The following is a 16,187-nucleotide window of genomic DNA, read 5'->3' on the forward strand; positions in this document are numbered from 1 at the left end:
CCTCCTCATCGAGCGACAAATGCCACATAAAGGCATCTATCCCCCTTGATAGCGAGTGGCTCGCCGGGAGGGGACGTCGAAGAGGGCCAATACGGTGACCGCCCCGCCATTCGCGCGGCCGCGCCTCAGGGGCAGGAGGCCGCCGGCGCCTCCCGCAGGTGCGGTGGGGTGCCGGCGGGGGTGCGACGGTGGACGAAGGCGGAGCGGAGGGCGTGGTACGGGGATCGGGGGTCGAAGAAGGCCTCGCGCATGCGGGACAGCTCCTCGGCGCGGTGGGACGCCAGGGGGCGCTCCGCCTCGCGGCGCTCGGCCTCCGCCTTCTTGGCGACGATCCTGGGCTGGGTCCCGGCCGTACGGGCCAGGCGGGCCGCGAGGCGGGCGACGTCGGCGCCGAACTCCTGCGGGCCGCACATCAGCAGCCGGTCCACCAGGCCGATCCGCAGGGCGGCGGCCGCGCCGACCGGGAGCGCCTGCTCCGTCAGGCGCGCGGTCATGGCGGGGCCGACCCGGCGGGGCAGGGTGTACGTCCAGTACTCGGAGCCGTACAGGCCCATCAGGCGGTAGTGCGGGTTGAGCACCGCGCCCTGGCGGCACCAGACCTCGTCGGCGGCGAGGGCGAGCATCACGCCGCCCGCGCCCGCGTTGCCGCCGAGCGCGGCGACCACCAGGCGGTCGGTGGTGGTCAGGACCGCCTCGACCAGGTCGTCGATGGCGGTGATGTTGGCCCAGGACTCGGCGCCCGGGTCCGCGGCGGCCTCGATGGCCTTGAGGTCGATGCCGTTGGAGAAGACGTCCCGGGCGCCGCCCAGCACGAGCACCGAGGTGGGCCGCGTGCAGGCGTGGCGGTACGCAGCGAGGAGCCGGCGGCAGTCGGCGGCGGACATCGCGCCGCCCGCGAACGTGAACGACAGGACGCCCGCCGCGCCGTCCTCGCGGTAGCGGATGTCGGCCCAGGTGGCACGGTCGCCGGCGAGCTCCGGGGGCAACGGTTCCTCCGGCAGCGGCGGCAGGAGCGCGCCGAGGGCGGTGACGGCGGGCAGCGCGAAGGTGGGCGGGCCGCCGGGGGCAGGACGGGGCCGCAGCCGGGGGATCCACACGGCGCCGTCGCGGGTGGCCCGGCAGACCGCGCCCGCGCGGGTGGCCAGCAGCCGCCCCGGCTCGCCGCGCAGCCGGTCCTCGGGGTGGCCGCCGTGCAGGAACCAGCGGGCGCCGAGGAGCTCGTCCAGGACGCCGGGCCGCGAGTCGGCGGCGCGCAGCTTGCGCAGCACGGTCGTGGTCGGGTCGGCGGCCCAGTCGATGCGGCGCTCGTCCTGGCCGAGGGCGGGGCGGATGCGGACGACCGCTCCGAGGGCCGGGTCGCCCTGCTGCCGCGGGACGTACGCGCCCGTCGCGAACCGGTCGACGGCCAGCAGGACGGCCTCCACGGCGGCGTCCGAGATCTCGCCCCGGTACAGGTCGCTCTTGCCGACCGGGGGCACCGCGCAGTCCACCGCGGCCCAGACCGGACCCGCGTCCATCTCCTCCTCGGCCTGCAGGACCGTCACGCCCCATGCGGCGACGCCCTCCTGGACGGCACGGTCCAGGGAGGCGGGGCCGCGGTCGCCGGGTGGTCCCGGGTGCACGACGAGGCAGGTGCGGGCGGTCCTGACGTCCGCGGGGATCGCCGCCTTGAGCATGGGTGCCACGACGAGTTCCGGCTCGTGGCGGGCGAGCGCCGTGCGCATGGCGTCGCCGTCCGGTGTCACCTCCACGGCGACGGTGTGGCCCAGCTCGCCGAGTTCCGCGTACATGCGCTGCGTCAGGCTGTTGAACGCCGACGCCATGAGCAGGATGTGCATGACGACCTCCCGGGCCGCCCGGCACGATCGGGGAGGGGGGAGCACCGGCCCCGGCCTTCAGCGATGATGCCTGCCCCGCGGGTGTCCGCGGGTGCGGCCCGGCTGCGGTTCACCCGGTTGCCACCGGGCGGCCGCCACTCAGGGGGTGTGGCTCCGCGATCCCGGACCGTTCCGCGTATTGACGCGAACGCATCAACTCGATAGGTCTACACCAGATGCATTTGGTGCAGACCAACTGCGCGTTCCCCCCACGGGAGGCCCGGATGCGAAGAACTCTGGCCCTGGTCACCGCGCTCGTCGGAGCGCTCGTCCTGCTCCTCGCCCCGCCCGCCGCCGCGGCGGCGCCGAGCGCGGCATTCGTCAAGACGTCCACCTGGGAGACCGGATACCAGGGGCAGTACACGATCACCAACGGCGGCACCACCACGCTCAGTGGATGGACCGTCGAGTTCGACCTGCCGTCCGGGACGAGCGTCGGCTCGTACTGGGACACCCTGATGACCCAGAGCGGCAGTCACTACACCTTCAAGAACCGCGACTACAACGGCACCCTCGCGCCCGGCGCGACCGCTGCCTTCGGCTGGGTCTCCTCGGGCACCGGGGCGCCCGCGAACTGCAAGCTCAACGGCGGGTCCTGCACGGGCACCGGCGGCGGACCGGACACCACCGCGCCCAGCGTCCCCGGCGGGGTGAGCGTCGGCTCGGCCACCTCCTCCTCCCTCACCGTCCGCTGGACGGCCTCCACCGACAACTCCGGCAGCGTCGCCGGCTACGAGGTCTCCCGGGACGGCGGCGTGCCCGTCGCCGTGACCGGCACCTCGTACACCGCCGGCGGGCTGCAGGCGAGCACCGGCTACTCCTTCCGGGTCCGCGCCAAGGACGCGGCGGGCAACACCTCCGCGTACAGCACCGCCGTCAGCGGCACGACCACCTCCGGCGGCACCAACCCGCCCCCGGGCGGCGTGCGAACCGCGCCGTACGTCGACATGGGCGCCTGGCCGACGCCCAGCCTCACCACGCTGTCCTCGGCCGGCGGCCTGAAGAGCTTCACGATGGCCTTCATCACCGCCTCGTCCTGCAAGGCGATGTGGTTCAACGCCTATGACCCGCGCGACGCCTGGAACAAGGACCAGATCGACGCGATCCGCGCGGCCGGCGGTGACGTCAAGATCTCCTTCGGCGGTGCCAGCGGCATCGAACTCGCGCAGGCCTGCGGCTCCGTCGACGCGTTGTACGCCGAGTACAACGCGGTGGTCAACGCCTACGGCCTGACGTACGCCGACTTCGACATCGAGGGCGCCGCCACTGCCGACCCGGCGTCCGTCGCCCGCCGCTCCCAGGCACTGGCCCGCCTCCAGCAGGCCCACCCGGGGCTGCGGATATCGCTCACCCTGCCCGTCCTGCCGGAGGGGCTCACGGCGGACGGTCTGGGCGTCGTGCGCTCGGCCCGGGACGCCGGGGTGAACCTCGACGTCGTCAACATCATGGCGATGGACTACTACCGCAGCGCCGACTACGGCGACGCGGCGATCCAGGCGGCCAATAGCACCTTCACCCAGCTCAAGTCGCTCTACCCCGGCAAGTCCGACGCCCAGCTGTGGGCGATGGTGGGCGTCACCCCGATGCTCGGGCAGAACGACGACGGCCGGATCTACGACCAGGCCGACGCCCGCCAGTTGGTGAGCTTCGCCCAGGGCAAGCACCTTGGTCTGCTCGCCTTCTGGGAGACGACCCGGGACCGCAACGCCTGCACCGGCGCGCTCTACATGTGCACCAACATCCCGCAGTCCCCGTACGAGTTCTCACGGATCTTCGCGGGCTACACGGGCTAGCACCCCTCGGGACCGCCCCCACGGGCCGCCGTCGTGTGGAGAACACGGCGGCGGCCCGCTGCTTTCCGGCCGATGTGGAGACGATGTGTCGATCCGTGAAGGCGCTTTCACGGAGGCCCCGGCTCCGCTGAGTCCATTCACCCGGACGCCCAGCCCACCGCAAGTGCGACACAACGGATAGTACGCATTGTGAACAACCGGTGACCGAAAGTCGCGGAGCGATGTGACGAGCGGGCGTTCGATGCACAAGACTCCTCGACGTCCGATATCCGGATCAAGTGCCGAAGGAGTGTTCGCTATGCGGTTCAGTGCGGTGGGGACCTGCCTGGCCCTGGTGGCGGCGGTGTGTTCGGCGGGGGTCGCGGCCGGCTCGGCGGAGGCCCGTCCGACCGGGGCGACGAGCCTGTACGCGCCGTCCGCGCTCGTCCTGTCCGTGGGGAAGGGGGAAGACCCCGCGACGGCGACGATACAGCGCGCGGTCGTGCTGCGGTGCAAGCCCACCCCGTACGGGGACCACCCGGACCCGGTGGCCGCCTGCGCGGAGCTCACCGCGGTCCACGGGGACTTCGCGGCGATGACGGCCGGCGCCGGGGGCGTGACCTGCACCCGGGTGTGGGACCCGGTCGTGGTCACCGCCGACGGGGTCTGGGAAGGCCGGCGCGTCACCTTCGCGCAGACCTTCGGCAACCCGTGCATGCTGCGCGGCAGCGACACGGCCGGCGTCTTCGCCTTCTGACGCCGATGCCGTGAACCAAGGCCACGGGGTTCACCGTGGGGGAGAGCCCTGTGAGGGGGCGGCCGACTCGTGGGACGGGGTCGGCCGCCCCTGTTTTCCGTGTTGCCGCTGTGGCGGGGTGTCAGGTCGTCTTGATCTGGCCGCCGTCGATGGTGAACTCGGCGCCCGTGATGTTGCCCGCGACGGGCGAGGCGAGGAAGGCGACCAGGGCGGCGACCTCCTCGGGCTCGGTGACCCGCCCCGTGGAGATGCCCATGGTGCGCGGCACGACCTCGTCCAGGGCCTCCTGGGCGCTGGTCCCGGCCGCCGCGGCCGTCTGGTCGGCGAAGGCCCCGGGGGCGGTCCAGAAGGGCGTGCGGACGGGACCGGGGGCGACCGCGTTGACGCGGACGCCCCGCGGGGCGAACTCCTCGGACAGTGACTTCGTCAGGTTCGCCAGCGCGGCCTTGGCGGCCGAGTAGTCCACGACCATGGGGAAGGGGAGGCGCGCGTTGACGGACGTGATGTTCACGATCGCGCCGCCGCCCGCCGCCACCATGTGGGGGAGTGCGGCGCGGGTGGCGCGGACCGCGCTGAAGAAGGAGATCTCGAAGACGCGCCGCCACTCCGCGTCGTCCACCTCCAGGAAGCTGCTGCGGGACGTCCCGGAGCCTACGTTGTTGACCAGGATGTCGACGGCTCCGTAGCGTTCCGCGGCCTGCCGTACGAGCTCGGCGGGGCCGTCCGGGGTGGAGAGGTCGACGGCCACGGGGGTCACCTCGTAGGCGTCCTGGAGGGCTCGCGTCTGCGGGGTGACGCTGCGGCTGCCCGCGACGACGCGCACGCCCTCACGCGCGAGCGTCTCCGTCACCGTCAGGCCGATGCCCCGTCCGGCTCCGGTGACCACCGCGACCTTGCCCTGAAGCTGCAGTTCCATGGGGACCCCTTCGGGATGGGCGCATGTGTATCGAGCCTGGGGGAGGGGAGGAGGGCCCGCCATCGGAGCGCCGCCGGGCGGAGGCCGGGTGTGAGGGTGGGTCAGATACGTGTCCTCACGCCCCGCCGGCACCGCGGAGCCGTGCGCGTCGCGGTAGCAGGTATCAGCCGTGCACGACAGGGGACTTGACGGGGCATTGGTCTAGTCCTACCGTCATCCGTCAATCGCAGTGTTCACGGGTGCATCCATGGTTCACCCATGTGAACATGCCGTCTCCTGGGAAGGCGTCCCCCCATGTCCCACAGGTCACAAGGTCTCCTCACCAAGGGCGTCTTCGCCCTCGTCGCGGCGCTGGTCGCCGCCCTCCTGACCGCGTTGCCCGGCAGCGGTCGGGCCGACGCCGCGCCGGCTGCCTTCAGCCACCCCGGCGTCCTGGTCAGCCGAGCCCAACTCGACTTCGCACGCGGCAAGGTGCAGGCCGGAGCGCAGCCCTGGAAGGGCGCGTACGACCAGATGATGGCGTCGGCGTACGCCTCGCAGTCGCGCACCCCCAAGCCGCGCGCGGTCGTCGAGTGCGGCTCCTACTCCAACCCCAACTACGGCTGCACCGACGAGCGCGAGGACGCGATCGCCGCCTACACCAACGCGCTGGCCTGGTACATCACCCGTGACGCCAAGTACGCGCAGAAGGCGATCCAGCTGATGGACGCCTGGTCGGCCACCATCACCGACCACACCAACAGCAACGCCCCGCTGCAGACCGGCTGGGCGGGCTCGGTGTGGCCGCGCGCGGCGGAGATCATCCGCTACACGTACACCGGCTGGCCGAACGTGAACCGCTTCGCCACCATGCTGCGCAACGTCTACCTCCCCGAGGTCATCAACGGCTCGAAGAGCAACGGCAACTGGGAACTCAGCATGATGGAGGCCGCCGTCGGCATCTCCGTCTTCCTCGACGACCGCACCTCGTACGACAAGGCCGTGACCCGCTACCTCAACCGGGTCGCCGCGTACGTCTACCTGGACACCGACGGCGCGCTGCCCAAGACCGTGCCCGGCAGCGGGCTCGACACCCGCGACGAGATCGTCGGCTACTGGCAGGGCCAGTCCACCTTCGTGACCGGTCTGACCCAGGAGACCTGCCGCGACTTCACGCACACCGGCTACGGCATCTCGTCGATCTCGCACGTCGCGGAGACCAGCCGCATCCAGGGCGAGGACCTCTACCCGCAGGTCGGCGAACGGCTCCGGCAGGCGCTGGGCTTCCAGTCCAAGTACCAGCGGGGCGAGGCCGTGCCGTCCTGGCTGTGCGGCGGGCACCTCAACCTGGGGCTCGGACCGGTCACCGAGGTCGGCTACAACGCGATCCACAACCGGCTCGGCTACGCCATGACCAACACCCAGGCGCTCACCGAGTCCCAGCGCCCGGCCGGCAGCAACAACCTCTTCGTCGCCTGGGAGACCCTGACCCACGGCGATAACCTCTCCTGACCAGGCAGAGGTGACCGGCGGCGGAGGGAACAGGCCATGCCCGTACGTGTCGAGCGCAGCGGACCCGTCACCACGGTGGTGCTCTCGCGCCCCGAGGCGCGCAACGCCGTCGACGGCCCGACGGCGCGCGAGCTGGCCGACGCCTTCCGCGAGTTCGACGCCGACCCCGGCACCTCGGTCGCCGTGTTGTGGGGCGAGGGCGGCACCTTCTGTGCGGGTGCCGACCTCAAGGCCATCGGCACCCCGCGCGGCAACGAGGTGACCGACGTGGGGGAAAGCGGGGACGGCGGTGACGGCCCGATGGGGCCCACCCGCCTGCGGCTGGGCAAGCCGGTCATCGCGGCGATCTCGGGTCACGCGGTGGCCGGCGGCCTGGAACTGGCCCTCTGGTGCGACCTGCGGGTCGCCGAGGAGGACGCCGTGCTCGGGGTGTTCTGCCGGCGCTGGGGCGTGCCCCTGATCGACGGCGGGACGGTACGGCTGCCGAGGCTGATCGGCACCTCCCGCGCGATGGACCTGATCCTGACGGGCCGTCCGGTCGACGCTGCCGAGGCGTACGCCATGGGTCTGGTCAACCGGGTCGTCCCGGCCGGCGGGGCGCGCGCCGCCGCCGAGGGGCTCGCCGCGGAGATCGCGGCCTTCCCGCAGACCTGCGTACGGCACGACCGGCTCGCGGTGCTGGAGGCCGAGGGGCTGGGGGAAACGGCCGCGCTCGAGGCCGAGTTGCGGCACGGCCGGGTGTCCCTCGCGGAAGCGGGGGAGGGCGCGGCGCGCTTCTCGGCGGGGGCCGGGAGGCACGGCGCGTTCGAGGTGAGCTGACCGGCGCGGAACGTCCGACGGGGGCCGATCCGCGCCGGTCGTCCGCCTGACCCGCGCCCATCGCGTGTCCGCCGTGTGTGGTTCGGCCGGTTCCCGTGTGTGGACCACGGACGCGCTCTGGACATCCGTATGTCATGGGCACTTAAATCTGGCACCGCCTCACCTCCGCACCCGGGCCCGCCCCACCGTGGCCGGACGCAGATGCGGGGACCGCGCACGCCCCCCACCAGAGGAGCACGATGCAGCCCAGCACCAGACGTGCCGCGACCGCCATATCCGCGGCGCTCGCCGCGACCGCCGTCACGGCCGCCCTCCTGACGCCCTCCGCGGCGTCCGCGTCCGGACGTGACCTCCCCTCCCGGGCCACCGGCGTCGCCCGCGCCGACGCCGCCGTCACGGCCAACGCCGGCCGGCTTTCCCTCACGTCCGCGCAGGGCCGTACCGTCCGCGACGTCGTCACCGACACGGACGGCGCCCAGCACGTCCGCTACGACCGGACCTACCGCGGACTGCCGGTCCTCGGCGGCGACCTCGTCGTCCACCTCGCCCCGGGCGGTGCCTACGAGGGCGCCGAGCGGGCCACCCGCTCCGACCTCGCCGTCCCGAGCACCACCCCCGCCGTCAAGGCCGCGACCGCCGCCGACAAGGGCCTGGCCGCGCTCCGTTCCGCCCACCGCGGGACCACGTTCCGGCAGGCCAAGGCCAAGCCGCAGCTCGTCGTCGACGCGCTGCACGGCACGCCCCGGCTGGCCTGGCGCACCACCGCCGTCGGCCTCGACAGCCTGGGCAACCCCGCCGCCCGCATCGTCCTCACCGACGCCCTCACCGGCGCCCGCATCGACGCCTGGGACGCCCTGGAGACCGCCGCCGGGGACGGCAAGTCCCTGTACGGCGGCACCGTGTCCCTGGAGACCACCCTCAGCGGCAGCACCTACCAGCTGAAGGACCCCACCCGCGGCAACACCTACACCGGCGACGCGCAGAACAAGACCGACCTGTGCATCTTCGGCATCTGCTTCTCCCGGGCCCCCGCGGTCCTCTTCACCGACGCCGACAACCACTGGGGCACCGGCACCACCGCCGACCGCGCGACGGCCGCCGTCGACGCCCAGTACGGCACCGACGAGACCTGGGACTACTACAAGACCGTCCACGGCCGCAGCGGCATCGCCGGCGACGGCAAGGGCTCGTACAACCGCGTCCACTACGGCAACAACTACAACAACGCCTTCTGGGACGACAGCTGCTTCTGCATGACCTACGGCGACGGTGACGGCACCACCTTCGGGCCGCTGGTCGCCCTCGACGTCGCCGGGCACGAGATGTCCCACGGGGTCACCTCGCGGACCGCGGGCCTCACCTACTCCGGGGAGTCCGGCGGCCTCAACGAGGCCACCTCGGACATCTTCGGCACGCTGGTGGAGTGGTACGCGGGCAACGCCTCCGACACCGGGGACTACCTCATCGGCGAGCGCATCGTGAAGTCCGGCTTCGGCAAGGCAGCGCTGCGCTTCATGGACAAGCCCTCCAAGGACGGCAGTTCCGCCGACTGCTGGAGCTCGGGCGTCGGCAACCTCGACGTCCACTACTCCTCCGGCGTCGCCAACCACTTCGCCTACCTGCTGGCCGAGGGCAGCGGCGCCAGGACCATCAACGGCGTCAGCTACGACAGCCCCACCTGCAACGGCTCCACGATGGGCGGCATCGGCCGCGACAAGCTCGGCAAGATCTGGTACCGCGCCCTCACGGTCTACATGACCTCCGGCACCAACTACGCGGGCGCCCGCACCGCCACCCTCAAGGCCGCCACCGACCTCTACGGCGCGTCGAGCGCCGAGTACACCGCCGTGGCCGCCGCTTGGTCCGCCGTCAACGTCAACTGACACCGACGCCGGGACCGGCACCGACGCCGTGACCGCACCACCCGCCCCGCGGGACCGACCACTGCCAGGTCGGTCCCGCGGGGCCCTGGCACACTGGCACCCGTGACCACCACTGACGCCGCGGCGGCGATACACGCGCACGTAGCGGCCTTCAACGCACGCGACCTGGACACGCTCCTCGCCGGCTTCACCGACGACGCCGTGTGGATCACCGGCACCACCACGGTGCGCGGCCGCGCCGCGCTGACCGGTCTCTTCGACGAGGCGATGCGCGGGCTGCTCCCCACGCTGGAGGTGCACGACCTCATCGCCGCGGGCGACCGCGCGGCCTGCCAGATGACCGAGACCCTCACCTACCGCGGCGAGCGCCGCACCTGCCCCATCGCCGCCTTCTACGAACTCCGGGACGGCCGCATCGCCTCGGCGAAGGTCTACCGCGAGGGCAGCGCGGACGTCGCCTGAGCGGCGTCGTCAGGCGGATCCGCTCGCCGTCCACGGCCGGAGCTTGTCCGGGTTGCGGACCGCCCAGATGCGGGTGACGCGGCCGCCGGTGACGCCGAACGCCGCCACGGTGACGGTGACCCCGGCGTGCTGGGCCACCAGGCCGGGCCGGCCGTTGACCGTCCGCTCCAGGAGCGTCAGCCCCGGCGACCTGGCGGCGATGTGGACCAGGTACTGGGCGATGCGCTCGCCGCCTTCGACCGGGCGCAGGACGGTGCCGACCAGCCCGCCCCCGTCCGCGACCATCGTGGCACCGGGGTCGAGGAGGCCGACGAGGGCCTTGATGTCCGCGGCCTCCCAGGCCTCCTTGAAGTGCCGCACCACACCGGCCTGTCCGGCAGCCGGCACCGCCGGGTCCCGCGCGTCGCGAACACGCCGGCGGGCCGAGTACGCCAGCTGCCGGCAGGCCGCCGGCGTCCGGCCGACGATCCCGGCGACCTCGGGGAAGGGGAACCGGAAGACGTCGTGCAGGACGAACGCCACGCGTTCGGCCGGCGTCATCGACTCCAGCACGACCAGGAAGGCCATGGTCACCGACTCGTCCAGGGTGACCCGGTCGGCGGGGTCGGCCGACTCCGCCCCGGCCCCGACGGCAGGCCCGCCGGTCCACTCCGAACGGTCGGGCAGCGGCTCGGGTATCCAGGAGCCGACGTAGCGCTCGCGCCGGACGCGGGCCGAGCCGAGCAGGTCCAGGCAGACGCGACTGGCCACCGTCGTCAGCCAGGCGCCGGGCGACTCGATGGCCTCCTGCTGCTGCCGCGACATCGCGTACCAGCGGGCGTAGGTCTCCTGCACGGCGTCCTCGGCCTCGGCCAGCGATCCGAGCAGCCGGTAGGCGAGGTTGATGAGATGGCGCCGCTCGCCGACGACCGCGGCCAGGTCCGGCTCGGTCCGGTCGTGCCCTGGCTGCGATGGGGTGCTCATGGTTGCAACCGCTCCCTGGTTCGTCCTGTCCGAATCCGCTCTCGCCACTTCGACGGGACACCGCCCCCGTTCGTCAGGCCGGTGCCCCGCCTGACAGTTCACGGGCCCAGGTCGTCGGACTGACGGGACAGTACCGATCCGCACCCGTGCGACAGAAGAGGGACCGCGTCATGGCCACACAGACAACAGCAGAACACCGCAGCCTCACGTTCCTCCAGCTCGCTATCGTCCTGCAGACCGCGGCGATCTTCTTCCAGGCGGTCACCGCCGGAATTCTGCTGTCTTCGTCCCACGGCGAGGCGCTGCACAGTGTGGGAGCGCGCGTGATGTACGGCGCGTCGATGCTGTACGTGCTCGCCGCGATCCTCGCGTGGCGGCCGGGCGGCGGATCGCCCCGCCCCATCCTGTACGCCTCCGGCTTCCTCGTCCTCGCCTCGGCACAGGTGGTGATGGGCATCGCCCACATACCGTCGCTCCATGTCCCCCTGGGCGTCCTGATGTTCGGCCTGAGCGTGCTGGCGCTGGGACACGTGTTCTACGCCCGACGGCCGTAGCCGGCCCGCGATCACGGCCGACCGGCGGACGTCACCAAGCTGAGGCCCGCGGCGCGCAGCTCACGCTCCCAGCCGGGCAGTTGCGCGGGGTCGAGCCACTCGCTGTACCAGGCGGCGGTTTCGAGGAAGTGCGTCTCCTCCGGCGTGTCCGCCGCGGCCGCGTAGAGCCCGCACGCCACCTCGACCGCGGTCAGCTCACCCCGGACGAGCGCCCGCGCACGATCGAGGAGCGCCCGCCTGCCGGCGGTCTCCTCGTCCGGCACCGGGATGCCCAGCTCGCTCAGGGCCCGTCGGTACAGCTCGCGGATCACGTCCGTGTCGTCGCGGCGCGACAGCCCGGCGAGCTCCCGCAGTGCCGGCGAATCGTCGCCGTCCACGAGCGCGTGCGCCGCCAGCATCGGCAGGTCCTCGACGGGCACGATCCCCGCGACGTACTGCCATGCGCTGTTCCGCAACCGTTCGGCCATGCGGGCATCATGCGACGGGGCGGAACGCCGGGGCCAGGGATTTTCCCCGGCGGTGGTCCGCCGAGGCGCCGGGTCCCCCCAAATTCCGTCGTCGGGCGTCCCGTAGAGTGCGGTCGTTGCGCTCGGCGGGAAGGCGAAGGTGGAGGCTGCGGTGAAGTGCCCCGACATGTCGCGTGGTGGGCGCCTGGCCGCCCATGGTGCCGTCTCCACCTCCCTGGCCCTGCGCAGTGACCGCGCCCTACGCGAGCTCGTCGACACGGCCGTGCCGCTCGGGTCCGGCATCGGCGGGAAGGCGGCCCTGCTGGAGGTCGCCGGAACCCCGGTCTTCGTCAAGCGGGTGCCGCTCACCGATCTGGAGAGGCAACCCGAGCACGTCCGGTCCACGGCGAATCTGTTCGAGGTGCCCGTCTTCTGCCAGTACGGCGTCGGCACCATCGGCGCGACGGGCTTCGGGGCCTGGCGCGAGCTCGCCGTGCACACCATGACGACGAACTGGGTTCTGGCGGCGGAACACGAGGGCTTCCCCCTGATGTACCACTGGCGGGTGCTGCCGGACTCGACGCCCCTGCCCGAAGAACTGGCCGACATCGAAAGGGCCGTCGCCTACTGGGGCGGCGGACCGCAGGTGCGCCGCCGGATCGAGGCGCTCCAGCAGTCCTCGGCGAGCGTCGCGCTCTTCCTGGAGTACATCCCGCAGAACCTGCACCAGTGGCTGGGCACCCAGATCGAAGCGGGGGACGAGACCGCCGACCGGGCCTGCGCCATGGTGGAGAGGGAACTGGCGTCCGGCACCTCGTTCATGAACAGCCACGGACTCCTGCACTTCGACGCGCACTTCGAGAACATCCTGACCGACGGCCGGCGCCTGTACTTCGCGGACTACGGCCTCGCCCTGTCCTCCGGGTTCGAACTCTCGCAGGTGGAAGCCGACTTCTTCGACCGGCACCAGGTCTACGACCGTTGTTACACCGCCACATACCTGGTGAACTGGCTGGTCACCGCCCTGTTCGGATTCCGGAGGGAGGACCGGGAGGGCCGCTACGCGCTGGTGCGCGCCTACGCGGAGGGCAACCGCCCCACGGGGATCCCGGAGGTGGCCGCGGCGATCCTCGCCCGGCACGCGCCAGTCGCCGCGGTGATGTCCGACTTCAACCTCTCGTTCCAGCGTCAGAGCAGGCAGACCCCGTTCCCGCTGGAGGAGATCCGCCGGCTCGGCGGGATGGACGGCTTCCCCCTTCACTGACGGACCTCGGGGAGGTCTTACAGCCGACGACGCGCCGCACGTGTCAACGACGCCACTCGTAGGCGTTCGGTGAGGTCTCCACCACCTCACGGGGCCATGCCTCGCGCACCCGCCGCAGGCGCTCGAGGTGCTCATCGGCCCAGCCGTCGGCCAGCCTTACCGGGATGCGGACCGACGTGCCGGATACGGCGGCGTCCGTCACGACGACCGAGACGTACCCTTTCCCTCCGGTGTGTTCGAACCGGATCCCGGGGCTGCGCCCGTCGTCCATCCAGCGGGCATCGTCTCCGGCGACGAGCGCGACCAGGACTTCGGAGAAGCCGTCCAGGTCGCCTGGATCGAGGCACACTTCCAGGCGTCCCTGCGCGAACCCGCTCGTCACGGTGATCTCCGCGTCCAGGACGTCGTGCCAGGGCAGCACACCGGGCATGTGCCGCCCCAGCACCCGGACGAGGAGACGGCTCTCCCCGTCGGTCAGGGACATGAGGTCCACCGTCCGGTCCCCGGCCATGGGTCAGAGGTCGAGCAGGTGGATACGGCGGCGGGAGGAGGTCGGTGTGCCGAGGGTGATCGCGGGGCGGGTGCGTGTGGGGGTGCCCGGGATGGCGCGCTCCAGGTGGACGCGGCCGCCGAGTTCGACCAGGCCGTCCGGTGCGGGGGCGGTGAGGATCTGGGAGCCGCGGCCCTGGGCGATGTTGAGGGAGCGGTCGAGGCGGTCTGTGAGGAGGAGCGCGGCCGAGCCGGTGGCCTCGACCTCGTCGACGCCGTCGCCGCGACCTGGGAAGCCTCGGGCGCGGACGCGTCCGGCGGCCTCGTCCTCCCAGGCCCAGGCGTAGACCCACTCGCCGGGCGGCGGTACGGGCAGGGCGTCCACTTCCTCCGGCGAGTCGTACTGCCGCAGGGTGCGGTGCGGGGCCCAGGCGGGGCTGGCCTCCAGCCAGGTGAACTCGCCGTCGAGGCGCACGCCCACGACCCCCGCCGGGGTGATCAGTTCCGGGGCGTCCAGCAGCCAGGCGGTGCCCATGCAGGGGGAGCCGGCGAAGGGCAGCCGTCCGTCCGCGGAGCGGATGTCGATGATGCCCCGCTCGGGGTCGTCCACGAACACGGTCTCGGCGAAGCCCGATCGCCGGGCGAACGCGACGCGGTCCTGCTCGTCGGAGACGGTACTCCCGTCACGCACCACGGCCAGCCGGTCGCCGTGACCGCCGTCGGGTCCGCAGAAGACCCGCACTATGTCGTAGCCGGTCATGGATGCAGCCTGCCTCATGACTGCGTGACGGGGGAGAGGGGAACCGAGGCACCGAGCGCGGCGCTCTGGAGCGTGGTAATGCGCTCGATGAGGATGTCCAGCAGCACGGCCGCGGCAATCATGCACGTCTCCGCGATGAGGAGGAGGGCCAGCGACCCCGGTACCAGATTGCCGGTCACCAGGAGGGCGAGCACGTGCCCGAGCCATGCCGCCCACCAGAAGTTGACCAGCCTTCTGTCCTTCGGCTCCTGCCAGGCCGTCGAACTCGCGCGCGCGATGTCGAGGAGGAATTGCCGTGGGGCGAAGAGGTTGACCAGCGGGACGAACCAGGCGCCGATCGTCCAGCCCCGGGTCGGGACCTGGGCCTGCGGGGACAGCGCCTGCGCGTTGTGCCGTGCCCGTGCGAGCCACACGAGGAAGAGCACGATCGCGAGCTCGATCGCATAGATGAAGACCTGGGACAACAGGGCCGAGGTGTGCCGAGTCGCGTCCGTCGGATGCAGGACGCTGTTCCGCAGGTATATCGCCCGGAACACGTCCAGGACGGCGGCCGCGGCTATCGCCGCCTGCGCGCAGCGGGCGGGCAGCAAAGGGGATTTGGGGGGCTTGCTGGACATCGTGGATGGCCTGTCTCGGGTCGTGCGCGGCTCCGGTGGACACGGGAGCGGAGTGATCATAGGGGTTGAGGGCCGCACGTGTGTACGGGTTGCGGGCCCTCATCCGCGGGGCTGTACGTCCCCCACCACGTGGGCGAGCGTGCCGGCCGGGGCGGCGCGTTCGTCGGGGGGCATGCCCGGGTGGTGTCCGGCCGGAACGGGCAGGCCCGCGGGCGCGGAGCCGGCGAGGGAGAGGCGCGAGACGATGCGGTAGCGGTCGCCGCGGTAGAGGGAGTGCACGTACTCCACGGGGCGGCCGGCGGCGTCACTGGTGAGGCGGTCGAAGAGGAGCGCGGGGGAGAGCACCGGCACGTGCAGCAGCCGGGCCTCCTCCTCGTTGGCGACAGTGGGTTCGATGGACTGGACGGCCTCGTGCACGTGGACGCCGTGCCGCTCGCGCAGGTACGCGTAGAAGTCCCCGGACTCCATGTCGGCGGCGCGCAGCCCCGGCACCAGGTCGGCCGGTACGTGCAGGTACTCGACGGCCATCGGCTCGCCGTCGACGAGGCGGAGGCGGGCGATGTAGACGATCTCCGCGGCGGGCGACACGCGGAGCTTGCGGCCGACGCGGGCGCCGGCCCGTACCGTGGCGAACTCCAGGACGCGGCTGAGCCAGTGGCCGGAGGCCTGCGGCAGGCTGAAGGCGTTCTCCCCTTGGGCGAGTTCCTGGGTGATCTTCGCGGGGGCGACGAACATGCCGCTCCCGTGGCGCCGGACGAGCAGGCCGGTGGTGACCAGTTCGTCGACGGCCGAGCGCACGGTGGGGCGGGAGACGTCGAGCCGCTCGCACAGGGCGCGCTCCGAGGGGATCGGGGTGCCCGGTGCCTGGGACTCCACGAGTTCCAGGAGGTGGTCGCGGACCCGTTCCCGTTTCAGCGGTGACCGCGGTGCCTCACCCGTCATGCGCCCCGCCCTTCTCCGTGGCCGTGCAATGCCGTGTGTCCGAGGCTATCCAGTTGCTGACCAGTTCTCCAGCCTTCCGCCATCGCTTGAGCCGTCGGCGTCCCGAATTCCCTTCCTGTCATGGGACTTGACCCCTCATCTGGTCTATGCCACCTTCCCTTACCAGTGGAAGACC

The 16,187-nt window shown here is 72.2% G+C and carries 16 protein-coding genes; 8 read left to right on the forward strand and 8 right to left on the reverse strand.

Annotated features, from left to right (window positions below):
* Nucleotides 1–125: 125 nt before the first annotated feature.
* The gene (locus OG937_40875) at nt 126–1,838 is read right to left on the reverse strand and encodes a hydrogenase maturation protein (protein ID WUD77616.1); all 1,713 of its coding nucleotides are present in this window, start codon (nt 1,836–1,838) and stop codon (nt 126–128) included.
* Between the two features lie 263 nt (nt 1,839–2,101).
* On the opposite strand from OG937_40875, the gene OG937_40880 reads away from it, so the two are divergent.
* Both OG937_40880 and OG937_40885 read left to right on the forward strand, forming a co-directional pair.
* Nucleotides 2,102–3,670 (forward strand): cellulose binding domain-containing protein, encoded by a 1,569-nt coding sequence (locus OG937_40880; protein ID WUD77617.1) that lies wholly within the window; start codon nt 2,102–2,104, stop codon nt 3,668–3,670.
* A gap of 298 nt (nt 3,671–3,968) precedes the next feature.
* Nucleotides 3,969–4,406 carry a subtilase-type protease inhibitor gene (locus tag OG937_40885; GenBank protein WUD77618.1) on the forward strand — a complete coding sequence of 146 codons (438 nt, stop codon included), beginning with the start codon at nt 3,969–3,971 and terminating at the stop codon, nt 4,404–4,406.
* 121 nt (nt 4,407–4,527) lie between these two features.
* Here the strand turns inward: OG937_40885 and OG937_40890 are convergent, their stop codons facing one another.
* Nucleotides 4,528–5,322, reverse strand: a complete 795-nt coding sequence (locus tag OG937_40890; protein ID WUD77619.1) for an oxidoreductase — start codon at nt 5,320–5,322, stop codon at nt 4,528–4,530.
* 294 nt (nt 5,323–5,616) lie between these two features.
* On the opposite strand from OG937_40890, the gene OG937_40895 reads away from it, so the two are divergent.
* The 4 genes from OG937_40895 (at nt 5,617) to OG937_40910 (ending at nt 9,977) form a co-directional block, all read left to right on the forward strand.
* A complete protein-coding gene (locus OG937_40895; GenBank protein ID WUD77620.1) occupies nt 5,617–6,813 on the forward strand; it encodes an alginate lyase family protein in 1,197 nt (398 codons plus the stop codon).
* Between the two features lie 36 nt (nt 6,814–6,849).
* Entirely contained in the window at nt 6,850–7,632 is a 783-nt protein-coding gene (locus tag OG937_40900) for a crotonase/enoyl-CoA hydratase family protein (protein WUD77621.1), read from the forward strand.
* Between the two features lie 239 nt (nt 7,633–7,871).
* Nucleotides 7,872–9,515: a M4 family metallopeptidase gene (locus OG937_40905; GenBank protein WUD77622.1), complete on the forward strand. Its 1,644-nt coding sequence runs from the start codon at nt 7,872–7,874 to the stop codon at nt 9,513–9,515.
* 102 nt (nt 9,516–9,617) lie between these two features.
* A complete protein-coding gene (locus tag OG937_40910; GenBank protein WUD77623.1) occupies nt 9,618–9,977 on the forward strand; it encodes a nuclear transport factor 2 family protein in 360 nt (119 codons plus the stop codon).
* Between the two features lie 9 nt (nt 9,978–9,986).
* Here the strand turns inward: OG937_40910 and sigJ are convergent, their stop codons facing one another.
* Entirely contained in the window at nt 9,987–10,940 is a 954-nt protein-coding gene (gene sigJ / locus OG937_40915) for an RNA polymerase sigma factor SigJ (GenBank protein WUD77624.1), read from the reverse strand.
* 170 nt (nt 10,941–11,110) lie between these two features.
* Here sigJ and OG937_40920 point away from each other — a divergent pair, with 170 nt between their 5' ends.
* On the forward strand, nt 11,111–11,494 hold the full coding sequence (locus OG937_40920) for a hypothetical protein (GenBank protein ID WUD77625.1): 384 nt from the start codon (nt 11,111–11,113) through the stop codon (nt 11,492–11,494).
* Nucleotides 11,495–11,505: 11 nt separating this feature from the next.
* On the opposite strand, the gene OG937_40925 is transcribed toward OG937_40920, so the two are convergent.
* Nucleotides 11,506–11,961, reverse strand: a complete 456-nt coding sequence (locus tag OG937_40925; GenBank protein ID WUD77626.1) for a hypothetical protein — start codon at nt 11,959–11,961, stop codon at nt 11,506–11,508.
* 166 nt (nt 11,962–12,127) lie between these two features.
* Between OG937_40925 and OG937_40930 the strand changes: the two genes are divergently transcribed.
* Entirely contained in the window at nt 12,128–13,204 is a 1,077-nt protein-coding gene (locus tag OG937_40930; protein ID WUD79037.1) for a serine/threonine-protein kinase, read from the forward strand.
* A gap of 43 nt (nt 13,205–13,247) precedes the next feature.
* Here the strand turns inward: OG937_40930 and OG937_40935 are convergent, their stop codons facing one another.
* From OG937_40935 to OG937_40950, 4 genes are all read right to left on the reverse strand, one after another.
* On the reverse strand, nt 13,248–13,688 hold the full coding sequence (locus tag OG937_40935; GenBank protein ID WUD77627.1) for a DUF5959 family protein: 441 nt from the start codon (nt 13,686–13,688) through the stop codon (nt 13,248–13,250).
* Between the two features lie 30 nt (nt 13,689–13,718).
* Nucleotides 13,719–14,453, reverse strand: a complete 735-nt coding sequence (locus tag OG937_40940) for a PhzF family phenazine biosynthesis protein (GenBank protein ID WUD77628.1) — start codon at nt 14,451–14,453, stop codon at nt 13,719–13,721.
* A gap of 14 nt (nt 14,454–14,467) precedes the next feature.
* Nucleotides 14,468–15,070 carry a DUF4328 domain-containing protein gene (locus OG937_40945; GenBank protein ID WUD77629.1) on the reverse strand — a complete coding sequence of 201 codons (603 nt, stop codon included), beginning with the start codon at nt 15,068–15,070 and terminating at the stop codon, nt 14,468–14,470.
* Nucleotides 15,071–15,169: 99 nt separating this feature from the next.
* Complete coding sequence (locus tag OG937_40950; protein WUD77630.1) at nt 15,170–16,012, reverse strand: GntR family transcriptional regulator; 843 nt, start codon at nt 16,010–16,012, stop codon at nt 15,170–15,172.
* Nucleotides 16,013–16,187: the final 175 nt, after the last annotated feature.

The sequence above is a fragment of the Streptomyces sp. NBC_00510 genome, from assembly GCA_036013505.1.
Classification (GTDB): domain Bacteria; phylum Actinomycetota; class Actinomycetes; order Streptomycetales; family Streptomycetaceae; genus Actinacidiphila.

Excerpts from the sequence above, each read along its gene's own strand:
- OG937_40875 (WUD77616.1), bottom strand. The coding sequence starts at position 1,838 with ATGCACATCCTGCTCATGGCGTCGGCGTTCAACAGCCTGACGCAGCGC.
- OG937_40880 (WUD77617.1), top strand. The coding sequence starts at position 2,102 with ATGCGAAGAACTCTGGCCCTGGTCACCGCGCTCGTCGGAGCGCTCGTC.
- OG937_40885 (WUD77618.1), top strand. The coding sequence starts at position 3,969 with ATGCGGTTCAGTGCGGTGGGGACCTGCCTGGCCCTGGTGGCGGCGGTG.
- OG937_40890 (WUD77619.1), bottom strand. The coding sequence starts at position 5,322 with ATGGAACTGCAGCTTCAGGGCAAGGTCGCGGTGGTCACCGGAGCCGGA.
- OG937_40895 (WUD77620.1), top strand. The coding sequence starts at position 5,617 with ATGTCCCACAGGTCACAAGGTCTCCTCACCAAGGGCGTCTTCGCCCTC.
- OG937_40900 (WUD77621.1), top strand. The coding sequence starts at position 6,850 with ATGCCCGTACGTGTCGAGCGCAGCGGACCCGTCACCACGGTGGTGCTC.
- OG937_40905 (WUD77622.1), top strand. The coding sequence starts at position 7,872 with ATGCAGCCCAGCACCAGACGTGCCGCGACCGCCATATCCGCGGCGCTC.
- sigJ (WUD77624.1), bottom strand. The coding sequence starts at position 10,940 with ATGAGCACCCCATCGCAGCCAGGGCACGACCGGACCGAGCCGGACCTG.
- OG937_40920 (WUD77625.1), top strand. The coding sequence starts at position 11,111 with ATGGCCACACAGACAACAGCAGAACACCGCAGCCTCACGTTCCTCCAG.
- OG937_40925 (WUD77626.1), bottom strand. The coding sequence starts at position 11,961 with ATGGCCGAACGGTTGCGGAACAGCGCATGGCAGTACGTCGCGGGGATC.
- OG937_40930 (WUD79037.1), top strand. The coding sequence starts at position 12,128 with ATGTCGCGTGGTGGGCGCCTGGCCGCCCATGGTGCCGTCTCCACCTCC.
- OG937_40935 (WUD77627.1), bottom strand. The coding sequence starts at position 13,688 with ATGTCCCTGACCGACGGGGAGAGCCGTCTCCTCGTCCGGGTGCTGGGG.
- OG937_40940 (WUD77628.1), bottom strand. The coding sequence starts at position 14,453 with ATGACCGGCTACGACATAGTGCGGGTCTTCTGCGGACCCGACGGCGGT.
- OG937_40945 (WUD77629.1), bottom strand. The coding sequence starts at position 15,070 with ATGTCCAGCAAGCCCCCCAAATCCCCTTTGCTGCCCGCCCGCTGCGCG.
- OG937_40950 (WUD77630.1), bottom strand. The coding sequence starts at position 16,012 with ATGACGGGTGAGGCACCGCGGTCACCGCTGAAACGGGAACGGGTCCGC.